Source organism: Jeotgalibacillus sp. S-D1 (genome assembly GCF_004358665.1).
In the GTDB taxonomy this organism is placed as follows: Bacteria; Bacillota; Bacilli; order Bacillales; family Jeotgalibacillaceae; genus Jeotgalibacillus.
Window position 1 is genome coordinate 228902 of the sequence record NZ_SMZR01000003.1, and the last position, 19677, is coordinate 248578.

Genomic DNA, 19677 nt, shown 5'->3' on the forward strand with positions numbered 1-19677 from the left:
TTGAATGTATTGATCCTTGCTGCCTCTTCGCCAGACACCGTATGGAATAGGCGCTTTTCACTTTGTTCGATCTCAAAAAAACCTTTCGCAAATGTGAAAGGTTTTTTTGATGTGGCGTATTACTTTTTATCGTACAATAAAAGCTGGACGTTCTCTGTATGATCAATGGTCGCTAATAAAACATCCTTTATACTTGTATTAGCTGCTGCTTTCAATTTATTGTCTAACCAAATCTCATCCTTACCGAAATTGGTCAATTCCTTATAATCTATTTTCCCTTCTTTAATAATCGTGTGAGGAAGGGAAAATGGTTCAGGAATAATCTTCATATCAGAAGGGGTTAATGCTCTGAATTGCGGATTTAAAAAAAATGAAATGGAGCCGTCCGGTTCCCAAAGTGCCAGAGAAACCTTATGCACATCTTCAATTTCACCTTTTCTTAGTTCTGACAACAGAAAATCGATTGTTATCCTGGCTTTTTTAAAATTTTCATGAAGTATCTGTCCGTTTTTTATTAATGGAAAGGGAGCAGGATCCAGCCAGTTTCTTAGATTTACCCATTTTAAACTTAAAAACACACCAATCATATATAGAATAACCAGAACCGACATCGTTGTCATCGAACCCTTCAGCCCAAGATTTTCATCTGACAACGGGTGAGCGATAATATTACCGATTAATATGGCCATTATAAAATCAAGGAGCCTTAGCTGTCCTATGGAACGCTGCCCCATTATTTTTGCTGCAAAAAGCAAGAAAAAAAAAGCAATGACCGCCCTTAAAATCCATTGGATAGTGGTTAGTGTTTCCTGTCCCTGAAAGAAGTCCACGTATTTCACGCCCTTTACTCTGATCACATACCTGGTTTAATATTCCCATTTATATCGTCTTTATGAGAAAACCAATATGGACAGAGAAAAGTTAAACTGCTGCTTTAAATCAATTCCCTGCGTAGGATTCATATTTGATGTCATGCTTTTCACTTAGCTTTTTCATTTCCTGATGATAAGCAGAAACCAGCTGGTAATACTCATCTGCTTTTAGTTTTGCCTGGTCAATCAGCAGGGGGTCTCCCTCTTTGAGCCCCTTTTCCTGCAGGAGAAGAACTTCATGATAAGCAGAAATACTTTGTTGAATATATTCAACCATCGGCTGTAATTCTTCAATAGGGGCCTGCAGGTGCTTTACTTCTTCAACAGCTTGTCCATATGCCGGGATGGCCTCCTCAACTAAAGCAGTATACACAGCTTCATTGTTCTCATAATGATCTCCTGATACAGCAGCGAGTGCTTTGTTTGCCTTTTTTTCGTATTGGGCAATCATTTGGACATCTTCATTAATAAAGGTAAGGATGTTCTGCTGAGCCTCTTTATTTAAAGCTCCGGTCTCCTTTTGACTGGAACTGGAATCGATGCTGCATCCAGTAAGAAATAGGAAAAAACAAGTTACCCCAAGAAGCTGAATCCATTTCATCTAGATCTCCTCCTGTGTTAAAAACTGCATGCTTTTCTCCATACTTTTTATTTTATGAATTCAAGCGGCTATTATGCCATCTTATGTTTACTAATTCACATATGGGGAAAAATCCAACATGAACAATAATAGGAGGGAATCGTAATGGGACGATTAGATCAAAAAATTGCCGTGATAACAGGCGCTGCTACAGGAATTGGTGAAGCAACAGCAAAACTGTTTGCAAGCGAGGGCGCTACAGTCATCTGTGCAGATATTAAAGAGGAAAAGCTAAATCAAACAGTAGAAAACATTCTGGAAGATGGCGGACAGGCTGAAGCTTGCCATGTTGACGTTTCAAGTGAAGAAAGCGTGACAGCATTTGCTGATAAACTAAAAAAGCAGTACGGAACCATTGATGTATTGTTTAACAACGCAGGCGTCGACGAGCAGGGCGGTAAAGTGCATGAATATCCTGTTGAACTGTTTGACCGCATTATGGCCGTTGACCTTAGAGGAACATTCTTATGCAGTAAGTTTTTGATTCCGCTTATGCTGGAAAAAGGCGGTTCTATTATTAACAACGCTTCGATGTCAGGAAGTGCCGCGGACCTTGACCGTTCCGGCTATAATGCTGCAAAAGGCGGCATTATCAATTTCACCAAAGGCATGGCGATCGATTATGCACGCAGCGGCATTCGCGTAAATTCGCTTTCTCCAGGTACGATCGAAACACCGTTGATTGACGAACTGGTTGGCAGTAAGCAGGAGAATATGGGCGAAAAATTCAGAGAAGCGAACAAATGGATCACACCGCTCGGTCGATTGGGACGTCCAGAAGAAATGGCCACCGTTGCTCTCTTCCTCGCTTCTGACGACAGCTCATACGTTACAGGGGAGGACATTAAAGCAGACGGCGGCATAATGGCTTATACATGGCCGGGTAAAATGCTGATTGAAGACGAAGAATGGAAAAAAGGGACCAAATAATACAGCACTAGGCTCAATTCACATAACTCCAAAAGTTATGTGAATTGAGCCTATTTTAAATGCAACGATGAGGTGAACGGAGCGGAAGGTGGCGACTCCTGCAGGAGCCGTCCCTGTGGATCTATAAAAAGGACGATGCTGAGTGTCGAAATCACCGCACCAACCGCCTGAATCCAGCTTCCAAGTGCTGATAAGAAGGTATAATCCCCTTTGTTTTTAAGCTCATATGTCCCAGCCAGGGCCTGCATTGAATTACCGACTACTTGAAGAAAATTCCCCACTATACTTAAGGATTTTGAAGGACTGTCCGTGCTGTCAATTTCATCTCCTATGGAGACCGTTCCTCCCAAAGCCTGCAGCCAGTTGCCAGAGATCTCTAATCTGTTATTAATATTTTCTTCGAAAGGGCTGATCAGACCGGAAATAACCAGTACGTTACCATATGCCTGAATTTCATTTCCAAGCCTTTCAAGCGAACCTTCTTCATGTACCTCGGCTTGTAGTGCATTTCCAGTTGCCTGCAAGGTATTTCCTGTAATATCAAGGCTGTTTTTGGTATCCGTTGAAAATGGAGCGGATGGCGTCTCCCCTACAGCTGATAAAATAGTGCCGATGGCCGCCAGGACTGAACCGAATATTTCCTGCTGTAAGTCTTCCATGACCATTCATCCTCTTTCTGATGACTGCTGTTTTTGTATCTTATTCACCTAACTCCCTTTTTGGTTAAATTAGTGAACCGCCATAACCTTTTAAAACTGGTAATCCCGCTCTCTCATTTTAAAAATAGAGAATATATTTTCTCAAGCTTATCTTCGAGCTCATCAACATGAACAAACCTGGCTTCTCTAACCAATTCTTTTCCGTCACCAAAAAGAAGCAGAACCGGCACTGTGAAAATTGAAAAATGCCCCGCAATGGCTTCTATTTCATCTGCATTCACATGGCCAAATTCAATTTCTGGAAACCTGATCATCATCTGCTGAATTTTCGGGAGCAAAGCATGGCAGACACTGCAATTGGTCTTTGAAATGTAGAGAAAACTTAATGCGTGCTCCTGGATCATTCTGTCTACTTCATTAATCGTTTTTAATTCGGTATACGTTCTCACTCTTTTTGCCTCCTATTCTCTCAGGCAGACTTTTCAGCTTGATGATCCCTGAAATGCGGTTTCTTTTCAATTTTAAATACAACAATCCCCACGATCAGCAAACCCAGCCCCGCCAGCTTATTGATGGTAAAAGGAACGGGAGAAAAACCAAACCAGCCAAATGTATCAATCAATACTGCCAGTGTAAGCTGGGAGACTAAGACGAGAGAGATAGCATAGGCAGGACCAAGAAGCCTTATGCCCTGCATAATGCAAAAAACAAGTCCTACCCCGATTACACCACTCAGCAAGTAAATCTTATTTACTCCCCCCAGATCAAATAATCGTGTATCGTCCATAATGAAAAACATTGGCAGTGATGTGACAAGACCAATCCCCAGCACAAGCACGGTCGTAGCCCACGAGCCTGCCTTGTCACTTACCCGTGCATTAAACACAGTCTGTAAGCTGATAAATAGTCCCGCCATAATGGCAAACAACAACCCTTCTATCATGTAATTCTCCCCTTTCTATTCATAAATATTCCCATCCGCTCTCTCCCGAAGCCGGTTAAGATCTGTGATGATTAGTGATCCGTTTTCCCGACGGATCATTCCTTCTCCGCACAATTTTAAGATGACCCGGTTTAAATGGCGGTAGCTCGTACCTATTACATCCGCCACCTCTGTCAGGGAAGCCGTACGCATTTCTTCATGAAACATTGAACCTTCTCCATCAGAGGACAGGGAAAGCAGGTAGCTTGCTAATCTCACTTCAACCGGATACAGCATATTAAAGCTTGTTGCTTGTGATTCCGTGTAAAACTTTTGAGTGATCGTTTCTACTAAAAAAGTTAGCAGCTCCACCTGATTCTCACCCATCTTTCTTAAAACATTAAAAGGGATTCCAATCATATAGCCGTCCGAAACAGCTTCAACCGTATTAAATACGGGCGTTTTTTTTACGTATTCTATATCCCCGAGCACCGCTAAAGGCGTCTTAAAACGGACAATTAGGGTTTTTCCTTCAGGCGAAGTTGTAAAGATTTTCACTTTTCCTTTCACTAGAAAATACATTGTTTGAATTACTTCACCCCTGGAACACAGCATCTCCCCTTGCGTAAAATGATACAGCGCTGCTTGGGTCACAGCTTCTTTTGAAAAGATGGCGTGCAGTCCATGCTGTGACAAAAATGCTTCTATCTTATCCTTATCATCTATCCGTTTCATGGTTTCCCGCCTTTCCCAATTTTAGAGCTGAAACACAATAACGCCAATCACCATAATCACCATTCCGGCCAGCTGCTGCTTGGTAATCTGGAGCTTTTTAGTACCAAATAAGCCTTTTGCATCGATGAGAAAAGCACAAAGCAGCTGCGCAATTAACAGCAGGGCAATCGCAAAGGACATCCCCAGCTGCTTGATGGCGCTCATTTCTCCCAGTACGATGATAACCCCAAATGTACCGCCAAGCAGATATAAAAAGGGCACCTTTCGAAACCCGTCTGAACGTCCATCGCGTTTCAGTACATAGATGACAATTGCTACTAAAAAACCTATAAAATGGACCATAGTGATGGTGTGCCATGTACTCAGTGTTTCACTCATTCTCGCATTAAACACGCCATGAAGCGCGATAAACAATCCTGCTGCTATTGAAAATATCATTCCTTTCACTTTTTCCACCTCTTTCTGACAATCATTCACTTAGTAAATGACAGGAAGGGAAAAATGAAAAGGACATATGTCCTTACGTTTTATTCCATATACATTAGTAAACCCATTCAGCATAAGGTAAAAAATGTAATTATATAAATAGATAGATTGATTCAAAGGTTTTTAAACTTTATAATTAAATTACATTTTTTTAAGAGGAGGACTAGAAATGACAAATGAGTACAACATTGATTCTTCCAGTTACCCCTCATTAGCAGTCGCCTCAAAAAGGATTTTTACTATTATTAGCGAACGATTAAATGTCAATACCGCTTATGTAGCAAAAAAGGGCGAATCTGCCATGACGGTTATCAGTTCATACAATAAGAACGAGCAAATTATTCAAGAAGGCTATTCAGTAGAGTATGGCGGGACCTATTGCCGTTTAATTATTTCGAATAATAATTATGTGCATATACCAGATCTGTCAAAGGATGAATTGACCTGTGAGTTGGAGGTAACCTCCCTTCTAAACACGAAAGGCTTTTTGGGTGTCCCGCTGACGGACTTACAAGGTGAGATCTTCGGAACCCTTTGTGTCATGGATAAAGAAGAGATGGCATTCGGTGAGGCAGAAATTGATTATTTAAAGGCAATGGCTGAGATTTTATCTCATATGATTGAACTCGACAAAACACAATTTCATATGGGGTTTTTAAATGTGCCTATTATCCCTATCACGGAAGGGGTTGCCATTCTTTCTCTTCAGGGCATCATTGATGAAAACCGCTCGGAAAATATTATGCGCACTGTCCTCCATTACGGGACTGATCATCAGCTGAATCATTTTATTATCGATTTATCAGGCTTAATCATTTTGGACGGTGTATTTCCAAGAGTACTAGCGAATCTGGTGCAATCTCTTCAGCTTATGGGCATAACGCCGATAATTACAGGCATTACTCCGCAGATTGCTACACATGATCTTGAAAATGGCGAGCTGTCGCAATTGGATACAAAAATTGTCCGCAGCCTCGAATCCGCATTAGAATATATAGGCTTTTATTTAATTGAAAAAAAGTAGTGCTTACCACTTCGTTTTCCACCTCCTTCCCCCCTTTTTTTTTATAAAAAAAAGACCCCTCGTCAGGGATCAATATCATTTGTTCAACTGGGCTGCATATGGGTTTTGTTTATTCTTCCGAGCCACCGGTACACAGCAATTAAGATCACCAGCATTAAAAGGGTAAGGTACCATGGAAGTTCAGTAATAACCTGTCCAAAAGCAGTGTATAGCACTGCTGGCATAATCAGGCCCAATAAAGAAATGTACATATATTCTTTAAAGGATTTTGCCATTTCAATCAGGTAAAGAGAAAGCAAATGAAAATGAACAAAGGGCATAATGCGTAAAACCATGACCTGGCTCACTGTGATCGTCCGGTCCTTAAACACTTTCTTTTTTAAGCCCTTCAACCGCTTGCGAAAAGCTGGAAAACGATTCACAAGATAATAGGAAACCAAACTCATAAGAGACAGTCCGATAAAAGACAGGAGCGCCCCTTCTAAAAAACCAAATAAAACTCCCCCTGCTATGCAAACCACAATGACCGGCAAAAAGAAAAATGGACGGAATAAATGTAGTAAAACAAATAACAAAGGTGCAAGCCACCCTGCTGATTCAATAAACATCTCAAGGGATTTATCGAACTGATCCATCCAAGCCCCTCCCCACTAATTAATCTATTACACAGGTAGCTGACCTGTTATGATGCTGATTTCATTTATTTCCAAATAAATAGAATTCACATAAGTATATCATGGTGTCAGTCATTTTCTCTTTCCACGACTCATTTATTTACATTCCGAATTTCAAGTTATTCATTATATCCTTGACCACCCTGCTTGATGATGCTTTCGTTTAAATACAGGTTTTGTTAGCTGCGATTTTCCCTGAAAGTGCTCATCACACGCATGGTACAGCTCTATTTAGGATTTACACAAGTTCATTAACAAAAGGTAATTATACTTTTACAAGAGATTATACAAAATAGTTAGAATTGTCTATTTTTATAACCGAAATAGTTTACTATACTGAGAGTTGATAACAAATATTTACAAGGATATTAAAAGGAGGAAATTCATTGAAGAAACATTTTGTCATTCCAATGGTATTAACTGCTTCTCTGGTGGCTTCGTCACTTGCTGCCCCTTCTGCTTCAGCTATTACAGCGTCAGAGTCAGAAAATCTTCAAACGATCACCAGCATCAAAGGAGATAAATCAAAGCCAGTTTTTGTAACTGGGCTTCAATCACAAAATTTTAGTAAGACCGATGCGGCGAATGCCGTTAATTTCCTTGAAAAAAACAAAGGAAAACTTGGCTTAGCTAATCCGAAAACAAATCTTAAAGAAACAATAACAGAAAAAGACGAGCTTGGCATGACCCATGTGAGACTGCAGCAAACAAAAAATGGCATTCCGGTTGAAGGTGCTGAAGTAATCGTTCACTACAGTGATGAAGGCAGTGTTGACAGTGTATCCGGTTACTATAACAATGATGCCGAAGCCGCTTATCTGAATACCACAGCCTCACTTTCCAAAAATGAAGCTGTCACACTGGCCAAAAAATCAGTCAATGCCCCTGGTGTTTTAGAATATGATCCAGTAACAGATCTGGTGGTGTATCCATTTAACGGTAAGCAATATACTGCCTACAAAGTAAACGTGAACTTCCTTGGCAAAGAACCCGGCAACTGGTTTGTCTATATTGATGCCAAATCCGGAAAAGTGATCGACCAGTATAACGGTCTTATGCATGTTGAGGATGCAAGAGCGACTAAAGGCTCTGGAACAGGCGTTAAAGGAGAGCACCGAAATTTACATATTGCTCACAAGAATTTCAAAGGGAAAACGGGATCGACTTTTTATTTAAAAGACATCTCCCATCCGGGACTTAAAGCGATATCCACCTATGACTTTAAAAACGAATGGGGCTCGGAAGATTTTGATCTGCCAGGTGTATTGTATTCTAAGAAAAGCGCCGCTTTTAATGACGAGTACGATAAACCTGCTGTAGATGCTCATTACAATTCAGAGAAGGTATATGAATACTTTTTGAATGAACACGGCCGCAACTCGATTGATGGAGAAGGAATGGAGATTATTTCAACTGTCCATTTTGGAGAAGACTACAATAACGCCTTCTGGAATGGGAGACAGATGACCTACGGAGACGGCGACGGACTGTTCTTCATCCCGTTGTCCGCTTCACTTGATGTAGCTGCTCATGAAATGACTCATGGGGTCACCACAAATACAGCAGGGCTGTTATACAGAAATGAATCGGGCGCCTTAAATGAAGCTTTCTCTGATATTTTTGGTGCGCTTGTCGATGAAGATGACTGGGAAGTAGGTGAAGATGCGATGGGGCAGGATGCCATTGACAGCGGAAGACCTTCCCTCAGAAGTTTAAGTGAGCCTGACAAATATCCTGTTGGGGCAGCGTATAAGGATTATGGCGACGGAAGAGGCATGTATCCGAAGCATATGAATGAATTCTACAATCTGCCTCTTAATCTTGATAACGGCGGCGTTCACATCAACTCTTCCATCATCAACCATGCTGCTTACCTAACGGGAGAAATGATTGGAAAAGAGAAGCTTGGAAAAGTATACTACCGGGCACTGACTGTCTATCTGACACCGAATTCCAACTTTAAGGATGCACGAAAAGCGCTGATTCAATCAGCTGAAGATCTGTATGGAGCAGGCAGTGCAGAGGCTAAAGCAACAGAAGATGGGTTAAATGGCGTCGGAATCACAGAGTAAACGATCCTTTACAGTGGATTTTTCTTCTTATTTACCAAGATAGACTACCGATTGTTTATGTTCTGCATTCAAAGCAAAAAGAACCTGGTGAGATTTAACCAGGTTCTTTTTGCTTTGAATCTCTCTTGGTTACTTTATCAAGAAAGATGTGTTAATAAGAACAGTTAATAACACAAATGGATCAGCTTCTTCTTCAAATAAAAAGAAGCGCCTTCTCCTTCCTTTGCTAATCACACCTAACTGAGCAAAATGCATAGAATAAAATGAAGGTTATAAAGATTAGGGGGGAATTGGGGATGAGTTCAAATTATTATACTTATAGTTATAACGACTACGTTCGCCGCCAAAATAATGATGATGAGTTAATACCAGATATTCAAAAAGCACTTAACGGGGTGTATACGGCGATTGTCTGCTATGAAAAGCTTGCCCGGAACGCATCGCTTGACAGTCAAAGGGATCAAATACTGGAGATTCGGGAAGACGAGAAGCGGCATTTTGAGGAATTTAGCAAGATTTATGCAAATTTGACGGGAAGCCAGGCGGCTCCGGTATTGAATAAAGGCTTTCCTTCCGTCTATCGGCCAGGTTTGGAATTTGCCTTTCGGGATGCGCAGAAAACGGTGGATTTTTACTTGGATATTGCACAGAAGGCTCAAAACATAACTCTTAAAGAAACGTTTCGCAGAGCAGCAGCAGATGAACAAAATCATGCAGTTTGGCTTTCTTTTTTTCTTCAGCAAGTGCTTGAATACAGGTAAATATAAGTGTCCAAATGATGAGCACCCCAGATAAAGGGTGCTTTTACTATTTCCTGGTTAAACAACCACGTTAATAGGAAACATCTCCTGATATTGATTTAACAGCTCGTCTAGCTCCTGGCTGCACTGAACAACAGAAGTATCTGTAAATCCATATTGCGCTGCCATTTTATACATATCAGTTCGTTTCTGATTTATTTGTTTTACCAGTATATTTTGTTTGTACATTTGAATAGATGAAATCATTTAAATATCCTCCTGTTATGTTGTTAATTTCTATATTTAAATAGCATATTGGTCGATTACATAGTTTCGATTATAGGTTATTCAGTTTACTAAACTTGTCGAACCAGGTCCAAAACGAAAAGATTCACAAAATTGTCACATTTAAAGGCGAATAAAGTGAAAAAACAGTTTTACTTAACCAAATTTAATCCTTATAAACCTTTTTTCAGCAAATATTTTTATTAAATTAAGCCTTATATTTATTGAGAGGTACAGATTTGTGCACTAAGCTTGTAGGACAAGCTGATCAATCAGGAGAGGGGAATGTTTAAATGAGTCGAAATTGGATGATTTACGGAGCGAATGGCTACACAGGGGAACTGATTGCAAGAAAAGCAGTACAAATTGGAATGATTCCGGTGCTGGCTGGCCGCAGTTTTGACAAAATTAAGCCTCTGGCAAATGAATTAGCTCTTGAAGCTCGTATTTTTTCTTTAGAAGATTCAAATGAGGTAAAAAAGAATCTCGGTGATATTGATTTAGTCATACATTGTGCCGGTCCATTCTCTATTACAAGCGCACAAATGATAGAAGGCTGTCTTGCAGCTGGTACTCATTATTTGGATATTACAGGTGAGGCTGAGGTGTTTGAGCATACCCATTCCTCTGAATTGGCGGGAAGAGCAGAAAGAGCCCGTGTGGTTCTTTGTTCCGGGGTTGGTTTTGATGTTATTCCTACTGACTGCACTGCGCTCAAGCTAAAGGAGATGATGCCTGATGCCACCCATCTATCGCTGGGATTCCAGTCGGATTCAGGAGTATCGCCGGGAACATATAAAACAATGATCCAGGGTCTTGCAACCGGCAGCCTGGAGCGCCTGGAAGGACGGCTTACCCCGTTTCCACTTGGCACCAAGCATCGTAAAATTGATTTTGGAAAAGGCCCGCAAACAGCCATGGCAATTCCATGGGGAGATGTTTCCACCGCTTTTTATACAACAGGGATTCCCAACATTAATACATGGATTCCTATGAGTGCTATTATGATTCGAGGAGCTCGAATTATGCAGCTTTTGAGACCTTTACTTGGGAATACAGCGATACAGGGGCTGCTTAAAAAAATGGTGGAGAAGAAAATCAGCGGACCGGATGAATTGTCACGCGGCAGGACGCCTGCTTATATTTGGGGAGAAGCAAGGAATGAAAAAGGGGACATTCTAACTGCCCGCATTCAAACAGCTAATGTCTATAGCTTAACAGCGGACGGTGCTTTGGCGGTCGCAAAACGGTTGCTTGATCAATCCAATATAGATGGAGGCAGCTGGACTCCTGCCGGCTTGTTTGGGGCAGATTTCATTGAGGAATTGCCAGGGTCAGGGAAGTTTGAGCTTTCTTAGAATTGCCTTTGCTGTACTGGTACGGAAAAACGCTCGTTATTTCAGGCAGACATCACCCGGTCGGCGTATTACCTGCGGGGCAATACGCCGACCGGCCGAGTCAGGCCGTGAAAAATAGAAGTTTCATAAAGGTCTATAAGCGGCACAATTGGACTACTCTACTTCTACCGTCCATTCCTGGGTATCTTCCAGGTTGCCCTGCTGAATGCCGGTAATCGTATCATATAATCGCTGAGATAATTCACCAATTTCATGATTGTTAATCACCATTTTCCTGCCCAGCCAGTTTAATTCGCCCACAGGTGAAATAACGGCTGCGGTTCCTGTTCCGAAGACTTCTTCAAGCTGCCCATTCTCATAGGCCTGGTACAGCTCATCGATGGAAACCTTTCGCTCAGCTACTGGAATGTTCCATTTATTCAACAGTTCAATAATTGACATTCTCGTAATGCCTTTTAATATGCTGCCATTCAGTTCAGGCGTTACGACTTCTCCATTTATCTTAAAGAAAATATTCATACTGCCGACTTCTTCAATGTACTTTTTATGTACGCCATCCAGCCATAGGACGTCCGCATTTCCCGCCTCTTTCGCATTTGCCTGCGCCTGGTAGCCGGAGGAATAATTCCCCGCTGTTTTTGCCATTCCCGTTCCGCCTTTTACCGCTCTGGTAAACTGGTCTTCGACATTAATAACGACCGGCTCAATCCCCCCGGGGAAATAAGAGCCTACAGGAGAAAGAATAATCATAAATTTATAGCTTTCTGAAGGAGCAACAGCCAGGTTCGACTCTGTTGCGATGATAAATGGCCGGATGTATAAAGACGTTCCTGGTGTAGAAGGAACCCAGTCTTTTTCCAGTCGGATCAGCTCTTTAAGATAGCCCATTACCTGTTCTTCATCAATTTTCGGGATGCGCAGTCTCTCACTCGAAAGGTTTAAGCGCTGAAGGTTTTTCTCGGGACGAAACATCAAAATACTGTTTTCCTGAGTTTTGTATGCTTTTAAGCCTTCAAATACTGTCTGTCCGTAATGAAAAATCATCGCCGCGGGATCAAGCGTAAGCGGAGCATAAGGAATGATTCTTGGATCATACCAGCCCTTTTCCGTTTCATAATCCATAATAAACATGTGATCAGTAAAGGTTCTGCCAAATGGGATCTGATCCTTAGACGGTTTTTGCTTCAGATTTTGACATTTTATAATCTTCAATTCTTGTTCTGTCATCTTCAGGACTCCTTCTGCCATGGTCTGGTTGAAATTTTGGTGTTTCAATTAGTCTACACATAACGACAAGTATTTTAAAGACTTTAAGCCGAAAATTCTGAAATTCGATAGATTGGCAGTTATTCTTATTAAACGTGATTGTTGATTTCCGCTGAAGGCACTCGCTTTCCGCGGGGCGGGGGTGAGCCCTTTACAACGCTTCGCGCTTCAAAGGTCTCACCTCTCCCGCTGCATCCCGCAGGAGTCTCGCACCTTCAGCTCCAATCAACGGTGCATAAATCATAACAGGAGCATTTAACAGACTTAACATAAATAGGGTTTCATTGTTCAATTCCGCCTTCCGTTGCAATTAATCCACTATTTGAATATTTCAAGGGAATAAAAGAGAACCATTCAGCAAAAAAAATCCCATACGAAAAAGATTCTTTTTCGTGTGGGATTTCCTTCTTGCTATCAGTTTCTTACTCAATACGCCTTACTGAATCGAAAAGGTTTCTTTTTTCAATAGCTTCTCCGGTTTCTTGCCGATTGGATCCTTGTGGAAGTAATCGCGGATGACGCCATCGTTCAAATAGTTGGCGATGGAAACCATGATCATTCCCTGATCAAGTGCAAGATACGCTTTTGCGATTTCACCTGTTTCGACATTGACTGAATCATAGAAGCCATATTTGCTGTAAAGATTAAATTTCTTCAATGCTTTAATATTTTTTCGAACTTCTTTTGGTGCATAATCCAGCGCAAGGAAGGTCGCGTGTGCTGTTACGGTCGCACCGTCATCGTAGCCGCTTGTACCAAGAGGGGTGGCAGCAAATTCACTGTAACCATCCGGTGTAGCAGATGGTGAAAAGCCCCAGGCATCGTAGCCCTTTTCCTCTGCATAGGCAATTTGCAGATCTACATGCCGCTGGTTATTGAGTCCCAATGCTTTTTTGCCCAAATCTTTTTCTTTCATTACAATACCTGGCATCAGCCCTTCAAACATGCTTCCGCCCCAGCTTGGAACAAATTTCACTCCATTGTATTCGTAGTGACCTTCAAATACCGTAATGCCATCATAAACCTCGTCATATCCGCCTGGAATTTGTGCCTGCCAATCCCACTCTTTCGGCATGGTCCGGTACATTTTCCACCAGTGATCTTCCGGCACATCCCCTTTGCCGATCGCTAAATAACTTGCAACACGCGGCTCGGTATAAAGCAGGCCGTAATGATGATCAGTCAGTTTCCCCTGTTCTGCATCGTAGCCTCCTCTAAACTGGCCCACTTCCTCGTCATAAAGGGTTGAATAATCCATCGCTTCTACCAATTTACCCGTTTGTTTGTTTAATTCCTTATAGGCCTGTCCTGCTACGATTAAGCCTGCGGACAGCCACCCGTTATCCACCTGAGAAATAAACTGGCCCCAATCTTTTTTTAATGAACCATCCTTCGTATAGTACCAATTGTAATAAAGACCATTCCATTTTTCCAGATCCTCGAGTGTGTTGAGGGTAACGCGGATTCGTTTAACTGCTTCTTTTTTTGAAATGAGACCCATCTGTTCTGCCGATACTGTACTCATCATATACATTCCTATATTGGTCGGAGACGTATGAGCGGCCTCTTGTTTCCCCTCATCCGTGTACCGGACTTCATCGAATGTCAGACCGGTCTTTGGATCTGTATGGTCCTCAAAGTATCGATACGTCTTTTTTGAAATCGCTTTCAATTCAGCGTTTAATGCTTTGTTTTTTCCATGATCCTTTGCTGATGCGCTGATTTGCGGAACACTGCTAATGATTAATACAATGACAAGCAGCATCGAAAACATTTTTGTTTTTTTCATCGTAGTCTCCTTTTCATTTAAAGATATTTTGGTTTATTGAAACGTTTCACCTACAGTGTAACATGAAGAATGCGGTTACGGGCTTCTGATTTTCATTATTCAGATAATTGGTCCGTTCATCCTACAGGTAAAATGAATTATGTTTGATAGAAAATAAACTCCTGCTCAACATTACATGTTTTTGCTTCATTTAGGGTAAGGAAAAGGAGATACCCGAGATGGAAAGGAGCATTTATTATGGGAATTATTCTTTATTTAATTGTGGGAGGGTTAGTCGGCTGGCTGGCCGGATTAATCTTAGGCAAGGATGTTCCAATGGGCTGTATAGGGAATATTATTGCAGGGATTATCGGATCATGGATCGCAGGCGAGCTGTTGGGCGGATTTAGCACCTTTGGCCCAGCATTGGCGGGCATTCATATTATACCTGCATTGATTGGTGCAATTATTTTTGTCTTTATCTTAAGCTTGATTTTACGAGCTGCCAGAAAAAGATAATATAGAAAAAACCCGGAAAGAGGCATGCCCCTTTCCGGGTTTTTTTGCGGTGTTACAGCAGGCTATTTCTTCAAAAATTTCGTTATCAAACTAACGCCAAGGGAGAGCAACGTGTACACAACAACCCAAATAAAAAAGGATTTGTTAAATACCGCAAATGTTAAGAAGGTGAAAACGATCAATGTTACTATTGGCATAATAAACCACTTTTTGAACAGAAGGAAGCCACTAATGGACGCTGCCATGACAATAACAGGATAAAGAAATAAGATCAGTAAAAACTCCATTCTTACATCCCCTTTCCTCTGAGCTTAACGGGTACTTTTTAAATCTTTCAACCTCGAAAGCTTTTGGCTACCTCTTTTATATGATGAGGAGATGTGCGGCAGCATCCGCCAATTAATCGGGCGCCTGCTTCGTGCCAATCCTTTGCCGGCAGTTCAAGACCCCCGCATACATCCTCTCCATGCCAGGTTTTTGTTTCCGGATTGTAGGTTTCACCTGAATTCGGATAAACGATAATCGGCTTATCAGTCGTTTTGTGAAGAAGCTTAACTGCTTCTTTGACCACCGATGCGGGTGCGCAGTTAAGACCGATTGCAGCAATTTGATCATTTTGACCAAACGTTTTTGCGCATTCCTCCAGGGAAGTGCCATCACTGATAGCCGTCTCATTTTTTAATGAAAAAGAAAGCCATGCAGTGGTTTTGGGGTGTTCCTCAAGAAGTGCAGCCAAAACCTTTGCTTCGCGAAGAGAGGGAATCGTCTCAAATGCGATCAGGTCAGCACCCGCTTCAATCAAAGCAGCCAGCCGGAGACGGTGGAAGTCTTCCAGTTCCTCATCTGACACAGTGTAATGTCCTATGTATTCTGAGCCGTCTGCAAGATACGCCCCGTAAGGACCGACAGAGGCAGCCACCACCGGCTTTGGTCTCGCCTCATCCTTTGATTCCTTCCAATAATCATCCCTCGCTTTTTTAGCGAGATCAACGGTTTTTTTGATTAGTGCCAATGCTTCTTTTTTCTGTATGCCGCTTTTGGCAAAGCCATCAATGGACGCCTGATAGCTTGCCGTCAGTGCACAGTCAGCACCGGCACGGAAATAGTCCAGGTGCACCTGATAAATAAGCTCAGGATTTTCAATCAGCACACGCGCAGACCACAAGGGGTCATCCAAATTGCACCCGTGCCGCTCAAGTTCTGTGGCCAGCGCACCATCCAATATCATAACGGGAAAGCTGCGCAGAATGTCTTTAACTGGATTGACGGTACTGGTCATAGTCTTCTCCTCTTTTCTTTGATCGTTGTGTTAGATAATAGCTGCCGTAACAAAGCAGAACAAACGGGATGCCGCAATAAAGGGCGATTCGCTGGGTCGGGTCAAACCCAATGCCAATACATGCTGCAAGGCAAAGCGTAAAGGACACAATCGGAACAGCGGGATAAAGCGGTGTTTTAAAGGCCAGATCTGCCACTGAATTTCCTTCCTTAATGAATTGTCTGCGAAAGAAAAACTGAGAAGCACTGATGCTCATCCACACCACTACAACAGCGAGTCCGGAAATAGAAACGAGCACGATATAAACCGTTTCCGGTGCAATGATACTTGACAGCAGGGCTAAAACGCCTCCGCCCATGCTGAAGATGACCGCGATCGTGGGCACGCCTCTTTTGGATAGTTTCGCGAAAACAGGCGATATTGTTTTTTTATCTGCAAGCGACCAAAGCATTCTTGAGGATGCGTAAAGTCCTGAATTGGCAGCAGATAAAATGGCTGTCAGAATAACAAAATTCATAATATCAGCTGCATACGGTACACCGATCCGCTCCAGTACAACAACAAAGGGGCTGCTTAATACACCGGCATCCGTATAGGGCAGGAGTGCTGACAGGACCACAATCGTGCCGACAAAAAAGATGATCAATCGCCAGACGGTTGTCCGGATCGCTTTAGGAATCGTTTTTTCCGGATTTTCCGTTTCCCCCGCTGCAATTCCAATCAATTCGGTGCCTGAAAAAGCAAAGTTCACCGCAAGCATTGTCATCAAGATAGCAAAGGCACCATTCGGGAAAACTCCTTCACTGACAAAGTTAGAAAAAAACGGGGCAGGCTGGGAATTGCTCATGGGAATCAGTCCGGTCATTGCCGCCGCACCCAAAATGATAAATAGAATAATAGCCACAACTTTAATTGATGCAAACCAGAACTCCGACTCGGCAAAAAGTTTAACAGTCAGTGTATTTAACACCAGGATTAAAATGGCGAATAACGCACTCCAGATCCATACATTGATGGACGGAAACCAGCGCTGCATTAATAAACCCGCAGCGGTAAATTCAGAACCCAGTGCCACTGTCCATGTCAGCCAGTACAGCCATGCCACTGTATAGCCAGTTGCCGGTCCGATGTATTTGGCTGCATAGCTGTAAAAGGCGCCTGTCTCAGGCATATGGACGGAAAGTTCGCCCAAACAGAGCATAACCAGATAAACCACCATCGCCCCGATAAGGTACGAAATAATCGTGCCGACAGGGCCAGCCTGCTGGATGGTATAACCTGAACTTAAGAATAGTCCCGTTCCAATTACGCCTCCAAGCGACAGCATGACAAGATGCCGTGTTTTCATTTTTCTTTGAAACTGCTGCGTTCCTTGATTCTCCATGACAAACTCTCCTTTAATCTGCATCCAGAAAAAAACGCACTCTTTAATAAGAGTGCGCTGACAAATAACATGAAGCTCTCATCTATCAGGGTTTCAACACCCACAGGAGTTAGCACAGTATCCTGATGGACCTGTTGCTGAGGTTTCGCAGGGCCAGTCCCTCCACCTCTCTGGATAAGAAATATTTTTTTATTACTCTATCAATCTGTCTGGTGATAGTCAAGGAGAAAAATGGAAAAAAGGGATGATTATTTTATAAAATAGCGGGCATGTGAAGCTTGTCTACCCCATTACCAGTCCAAACCGTTCTACACAAAGCATCGTCTCATCCAGCTCATCTTTTTCCCATAAATAGGTTCTGTAAATATCCGCAATCGCCTGATGCCGCTCACTTTCAATCCGTTCATAGGCATGAACGACCATCAGGATGTCGGTCATCCGATGGGCAATTTTTCGGGCATGGTAGGTTTGATGGTCTTCACTGAGTGTGCGAAGCCGATTCAGCATTTGTTTTAGGACGTGTACTTTTTCATTTATTTGACCTAGCGCCTGTTTGTCGCTTACGCCTGCCAGCCGTCTGGTCAAATCCTCAAAAAGCAGCTTATGGGCATCAAATTTTTTGATCAGCCTCAGCACTTCAAGCGCGAGAATATTTTCAGTCCCCTCCCAAACGGTAAGCACCTGGGCGTCACGCAGCAGGCGAGGGGCTACGAACTCTTCAATATAGCCATTGCCGCCATGAAGCTCGATCGCTTCATGAGAGAAATCAATGGCTTCCTCTGCTGTTCTGGATTTTATCAGCGCAATGTACAGGCGGTTTAAAGCGATATCTTCATATGAAACTTCCACATCCCCGCTCACAACACGGTCAAACAGTTCGATGGATTCAAATAAAGCGGACAGCTGAACCTCATACCGGGCCTGGAGGCGAACGATCGTTTCCTGTGTCATTGGAAAATCAATTAAATACTGGCCAAATGATTCACGCTGACACACGTATTCATATCCTTCTTTTAACGCGCGCTTCATAATGCCGAGGGAAGCCGTACTGTTGCATACCCTGGAAAGATTTAAGGCTTCCATCATGTAATAAAAGCCGCGCGCCGGGTCTCCTACCAAATATGCTTCCGCACCTTCGAATACAACCTCTGCAGACGGCACTGCACGAACGCCCAGCTTATCTTTTAGCCTCTTAATCGATACATGATTTAACGAGCCGTCCTCCTTGCGCCAGGGAACCATAAATAAACTTAATCCCTTTGTTCCTTCAGGGGCTCCGTCCAGCCTCGCAAGCACCGCAGCAACTCCGGCCTGTCCTGCATTGGAAGCAAAATATTTTTCTCCCGTTATCCGGTAGCTGTTACCTGTCTTTTCAGCCCGTACCTTATTTGCCCCAACATCTGAACCGCCCTGCTGCTCTGTCAGGAAGGTTGCTCCCTCAAAAAGCGTTGTTTCACCGGTTGATAGCACATGCGGCAAAAAGCGTTCTTTTACCTCCTCATCTGCATAGTGGTCCAGCAGATAGGCAGTCGCCATCGTAAGCGTAACGGGACAGTAGAACCCAGGCTCTACCTGTGACAGTAAATAACCCTGAGCGTAGCTGTACAAATAGTTCCCCTTTGCACCAAGCTCAGGAATCGGTTTATGGTTATACGCGACAATACCGGTATTATAGGCTGATTGTACTGTTTTTTTATAGCCATCATTAACCCAAACCTCAGACACATCTTTTCCGTATTTATCATAGCGGACAAGCTTTGGCTGTCCATCACGGTCCGTATAAGCCGCCCTTTCATCAAACTCCCGGTAGCACTGTTCATAAAACAGATTCAGCTCGCGTTTTGCATATTCAAATAAGGCTGGCGACAGCTTTTTTTGTAGAATGGAAAGCAGCACTTTCTCTTGCTGTTCAAATGCAGACATTGTAAGACTCCCTTTCCCATGCGATTCTTTAAGAGCTTATCTGTTATTTTCACCAATTAAGATCTGCAAAACATCCCGCCTCTCAATTGTCGGTTTTCCATCCTTTTGATCGATGCTTATGCAGGTAAATTATATAGTTCT

Annotated in this window: 22 protein-coding genes and 1 riboswitch; of the genes, 6 read left to right on the plus strand and 16 right to left on the minus strand. The window is 42.6% G+C overall.

Features of this window, described 5'->3' with window-relative positions; genetic code table 11:
- Positions 1–119 precede the first annotated feature (119 nt).
- Entirely contained in the window at positions 120–830 is a 711-nt protein-coding gene (locus E2R51_RS11895; protein WP_133377298.1) for a DUF421 domain-containing protein, read from the minus strand.
- A gap of 109 nt (positions 831–939) precedes the next feature.
- Entirely contained in the window at positions 940–1473 is a 534-nt protein-coding gene (locus tag E2R51_RS11900; protein WP_133377299.1) for a hypothetical protein, read from the minus strand.
- A gap of 144 nt (positions 1474–1617) precedes the next feature.
- Here E2R51_RS11900 and E2R51_RS11905 point away from each other — a divergent pair, with 144 nt between their 5' ends.
- A complete protein-coding gene (locus E2R51_RS11905) occupies positions 1618–2442 on the plus strand; it encodes an SDR family oxidoreductase (protein ID WP_133377300.1) in 825 nt (274 codons plus the stop codon).
- Between the two features lie 50 nt (positions 2443–2492).
- On the opposite strand, the gene E2R51_RS11910 is transcribed toward E2R51_RS11905, so the two are convergent.
- The 5 genes from E2R51_RS11910 to E2R51_RS11930 form a co-directional block, all read right to left on the minus strand.
- Positions 2493–3101, minus strand: coding sequence for a DUF6944 family repetitive protein (locus E2R51_RS11910; RefSeq protein WP_240733062.1), 609 nt, complete (start codon positions 3099–3101; stop codon positions 2493–2495).
- 113 nt (positions 3102–3214) lie between these two features.
- Positions 3215–3550, minus strand: a complete 336-nt coding sequence (locus E2R51_RS11915) for a thioredoxin family protein (protein WP_133377301.1) — start codon at positions 3548–3550, stop codon at positions 3215–3217.
- A gap of 20 nt (positions 3551–3570) precedes the next feature.
- Positions 3571–4044, minus strand: a complete 474-nt coding sequence (locus E2R51_RS11920; protein ID WP_133377302.1) for a DMT family transporter — start codon at positions 4042–4044, stop codon at positions 3571–3573.
- 15 nt (positions 4045–4059) lie between these two features.
- On the minus strand, positions 4060–4758 hold the full coding sequence (locus E2R51_RS11925; protein ID WP_133377303.1) for a cyclic nucleotide-binding domain-containing protein: 699 nt from the start codon (positions 4756–4758) through the stop codon (positions 4060–4062).
- A 21-nt stretch (positions 4759–4779) separates the two neighbouring features.
- The gene (locus E2R51_RS11930) at positions 4780–5196 is read right to left on the minus strand and encodes a DMT family transporter (RefSeq protein WP_240733072.1); all 417 of its coding nucleotides are present in this window, start codon (positions 5194–5196) and stop codon (positions 4780–4782) included.
- 217 nt (positions 5197–5413) lie between these two features.
- On the opposite strand from E2R51_RS11930, the gene E2R51_RS11935 reads away from it, so the two are divergent.
- Positions 5414–6268 (plus strand): STAS domain-containing protein, encoded by an 855-nt coding sequence (locus tag E2R51_RS11935; RefSeq protein WP_133377305.1) that lies wholly within the window; start codon positions 5414–5416, stop codon positions 6266–6268.
- An 83-nt stretch (positions 6269–6351) separates the two neighbouring features.
- Here the strand turns inward: E2R51_RS11935 and E2R51_RS11940 are convergent, their stop codons facing one another.
- Entirely contained in the window at positions 6352–6903 is a 552-nt protein-coding gene (locus E2R51_RS11940) for a TVP38/TMEM64 family protein (protein ID WP_133377306.1), read from the minus strand.
- A 425-nt stretch (positions 6904–7328) separates the two neighbouring features.
- Between E2R51_RS11940 and E2R51_RS11945 the strand changes: the two genes are divergently transcribed.
- Together E2R51_RS11945 and E2R51_RS11950 are read left to right on the plus strand one after the other, a co-directional pair.
- Entirely contained in the window at positions 7329–9014 is a 1686-nt protein-coding gene (locus E2R51_RS11945) for a M4 family metallopeptidase (protein WP_133377307.1), read from the plus strand.
- A gap of 296 nt (positions 9015–9310) precedes the next feature.
- On the plus strand, positions 9311–9775 hold the full coding sequence (locus E2R51_RS11950; protein WP_133377308.1) for a ferritin-like domain-containing protein: 465 nt from the start codon (positions 9311–9313) through the stop codon (positions 9773–9775).
- 57 nt (positions 9776–9832) lie between these two features.
- Here the strand turns inward: E2R51_RS11950 and E2R51_RS11955 are convergent, their stop codons facing one another.
- A complete protein-coding gene (locus E2R51_RS11955; protein WP_240733063.1) occupies positions 9833–10021 on the minus strand; it encodes an aspartyl-phosphate phosphatase Spo0E family protein in 189 nt (62 codons plus the stop codon).
- Positions 10022–10332: 311 nt separating this feature from the next.
- On the opposite strand from E2R51_RS11955, the gene E2R51_RS11960 reads away from it, so the two are divergent.
- The gene (locus E2R51_RS11960; RefSeq protein WP_133377309.1) at positions 10333–11397 is read left to right on the plus strand and encodes a saccharopine dehydrogenase family protein; all 1065 of its coding nucleotides are present in this window, start codon (positions 10333–10335) and stop codon (positions 11395–11397) included.
- 153 nt (positions 11398–11550) lie between these two features.
- Here the strand turns inward: E2R51_RS11960 and E2R51_RS11965 are convergent, their stop codons facing one another.
- From E2R51_RS11965 to E2R51_RS11970, 3 genes are all read right to left on the minus strand, one after another.
- On the minus strand, positions 11551–12624 hold the full coding sequence (locus tag E2R51_RS11965) for a branched-chain amino acid aminotransferase (protein ID WP_133377310.1): 1074 nt from the start codon (positions 12622–12624) through the stop codon (positions 11551–11553).
- A gap of 190 nt (positions 12625–12814) precedes the next feature.
- Positions 12815–12955: a hypothetical protein gene (locus tag E2R51_RS19830; protein ID WP_165967212.1), complete on the minus strand. Its 141-nt coding sequence runs from the start codon at positions 12953–12955 to the stop codon at positions 12815–12817.
- A gap of 144 nt (positions 12956–13099) precedes the next feature.
- On the minus strand, positions 13100–14452 hold the full coding sequence (locus E2R51_RS11970) for a glucoamylase family protein (RefSeq protein WP_133377311.1): 1353 nt from the start codon (positions 14450–14452) through the stop codon (positions 13100–13102).
- Positions 14453–14689: 237 nt separating this feature from the next.
- On the opposite strand from E2R51_RS11970, the gene E2R51_RS11975 reads away from it, so the two are divergent.
- The gene (locus E2R51_RS11975) at positions 14690–14950 is read left to right on the plus strand and encodes a GlsB/YeaQ/YmgE family stress response membrane protein (protein WP_133377312.1); all 261 of its coding nucleotides are present in this window, start codon (positions 14690–14692) and stop codon (positions 14948–14950) included.
- 62 nt (positions 14951–15012) lie between these two features.
- On the opposite strand, the gene E2R51_RS11980 is transcribed toward E2R51_RS11975, so the two are convergent.
- The 4 genes from E2R51_RS11980 to E2R51_RS11995 all read right to left on the minus strand — a co-directional run bounded on the left by E2R51_RS11980 (position 15013) and on the right by E2R51_RS11995 (position 19536).
- Positions 15013–15237, minus strand: a complete 225-nt coding sequence (locus E2R51_RS11980) for a DUF2651 family protein (protein WP_133377313.1) — start codon at positions 15235–15237, stop codon at positions 15013–15015.
- Between the two features lie 47 nt (positions 15238–15284).
- Positions 15285–16229 (minus strand): homocysteine S-methyltransferase, encoded by a 945-nt coding sequence (gene mmuM / locus E2R51_RS11985; RefSeq protein ID WP_133377314.1) that lies wholly within the window; start codon positions 16227–16229, stop codon positions 15285–15287.
- A complete protein-coding gene (gene mmuP / locus E2R51_RS11990; RefSeq protein WP_133377315.1) occupies positions 16204–17613 on the minus strand; it encodes an S-methylmethionine permease in 1410 nt (469 codons plus the stop codon). Before mmuP ends, mmuM begins: the two co-directional genes overlap by 26 nt.
- Positions 17614–17688: 75 nt before the next feature.
- Positions 17689–17794, minus strand: a riboswitch (SAM riboswitch).
- A gap of 101 nt (positions 17795–17895) precedes the next feature.
- Complete coding sequence (locus tag E2R51_RS11995) at positions 17896–19536, minus strand: acyl-CoA dehydrogenase family protein (protein ID WP_133377316.1); 1641 nt, start codon at positions 19534–19536, stop codon at positions 17896–17898.
- Positions 19537–19677 lie beyond the last annotated feature (141 nt).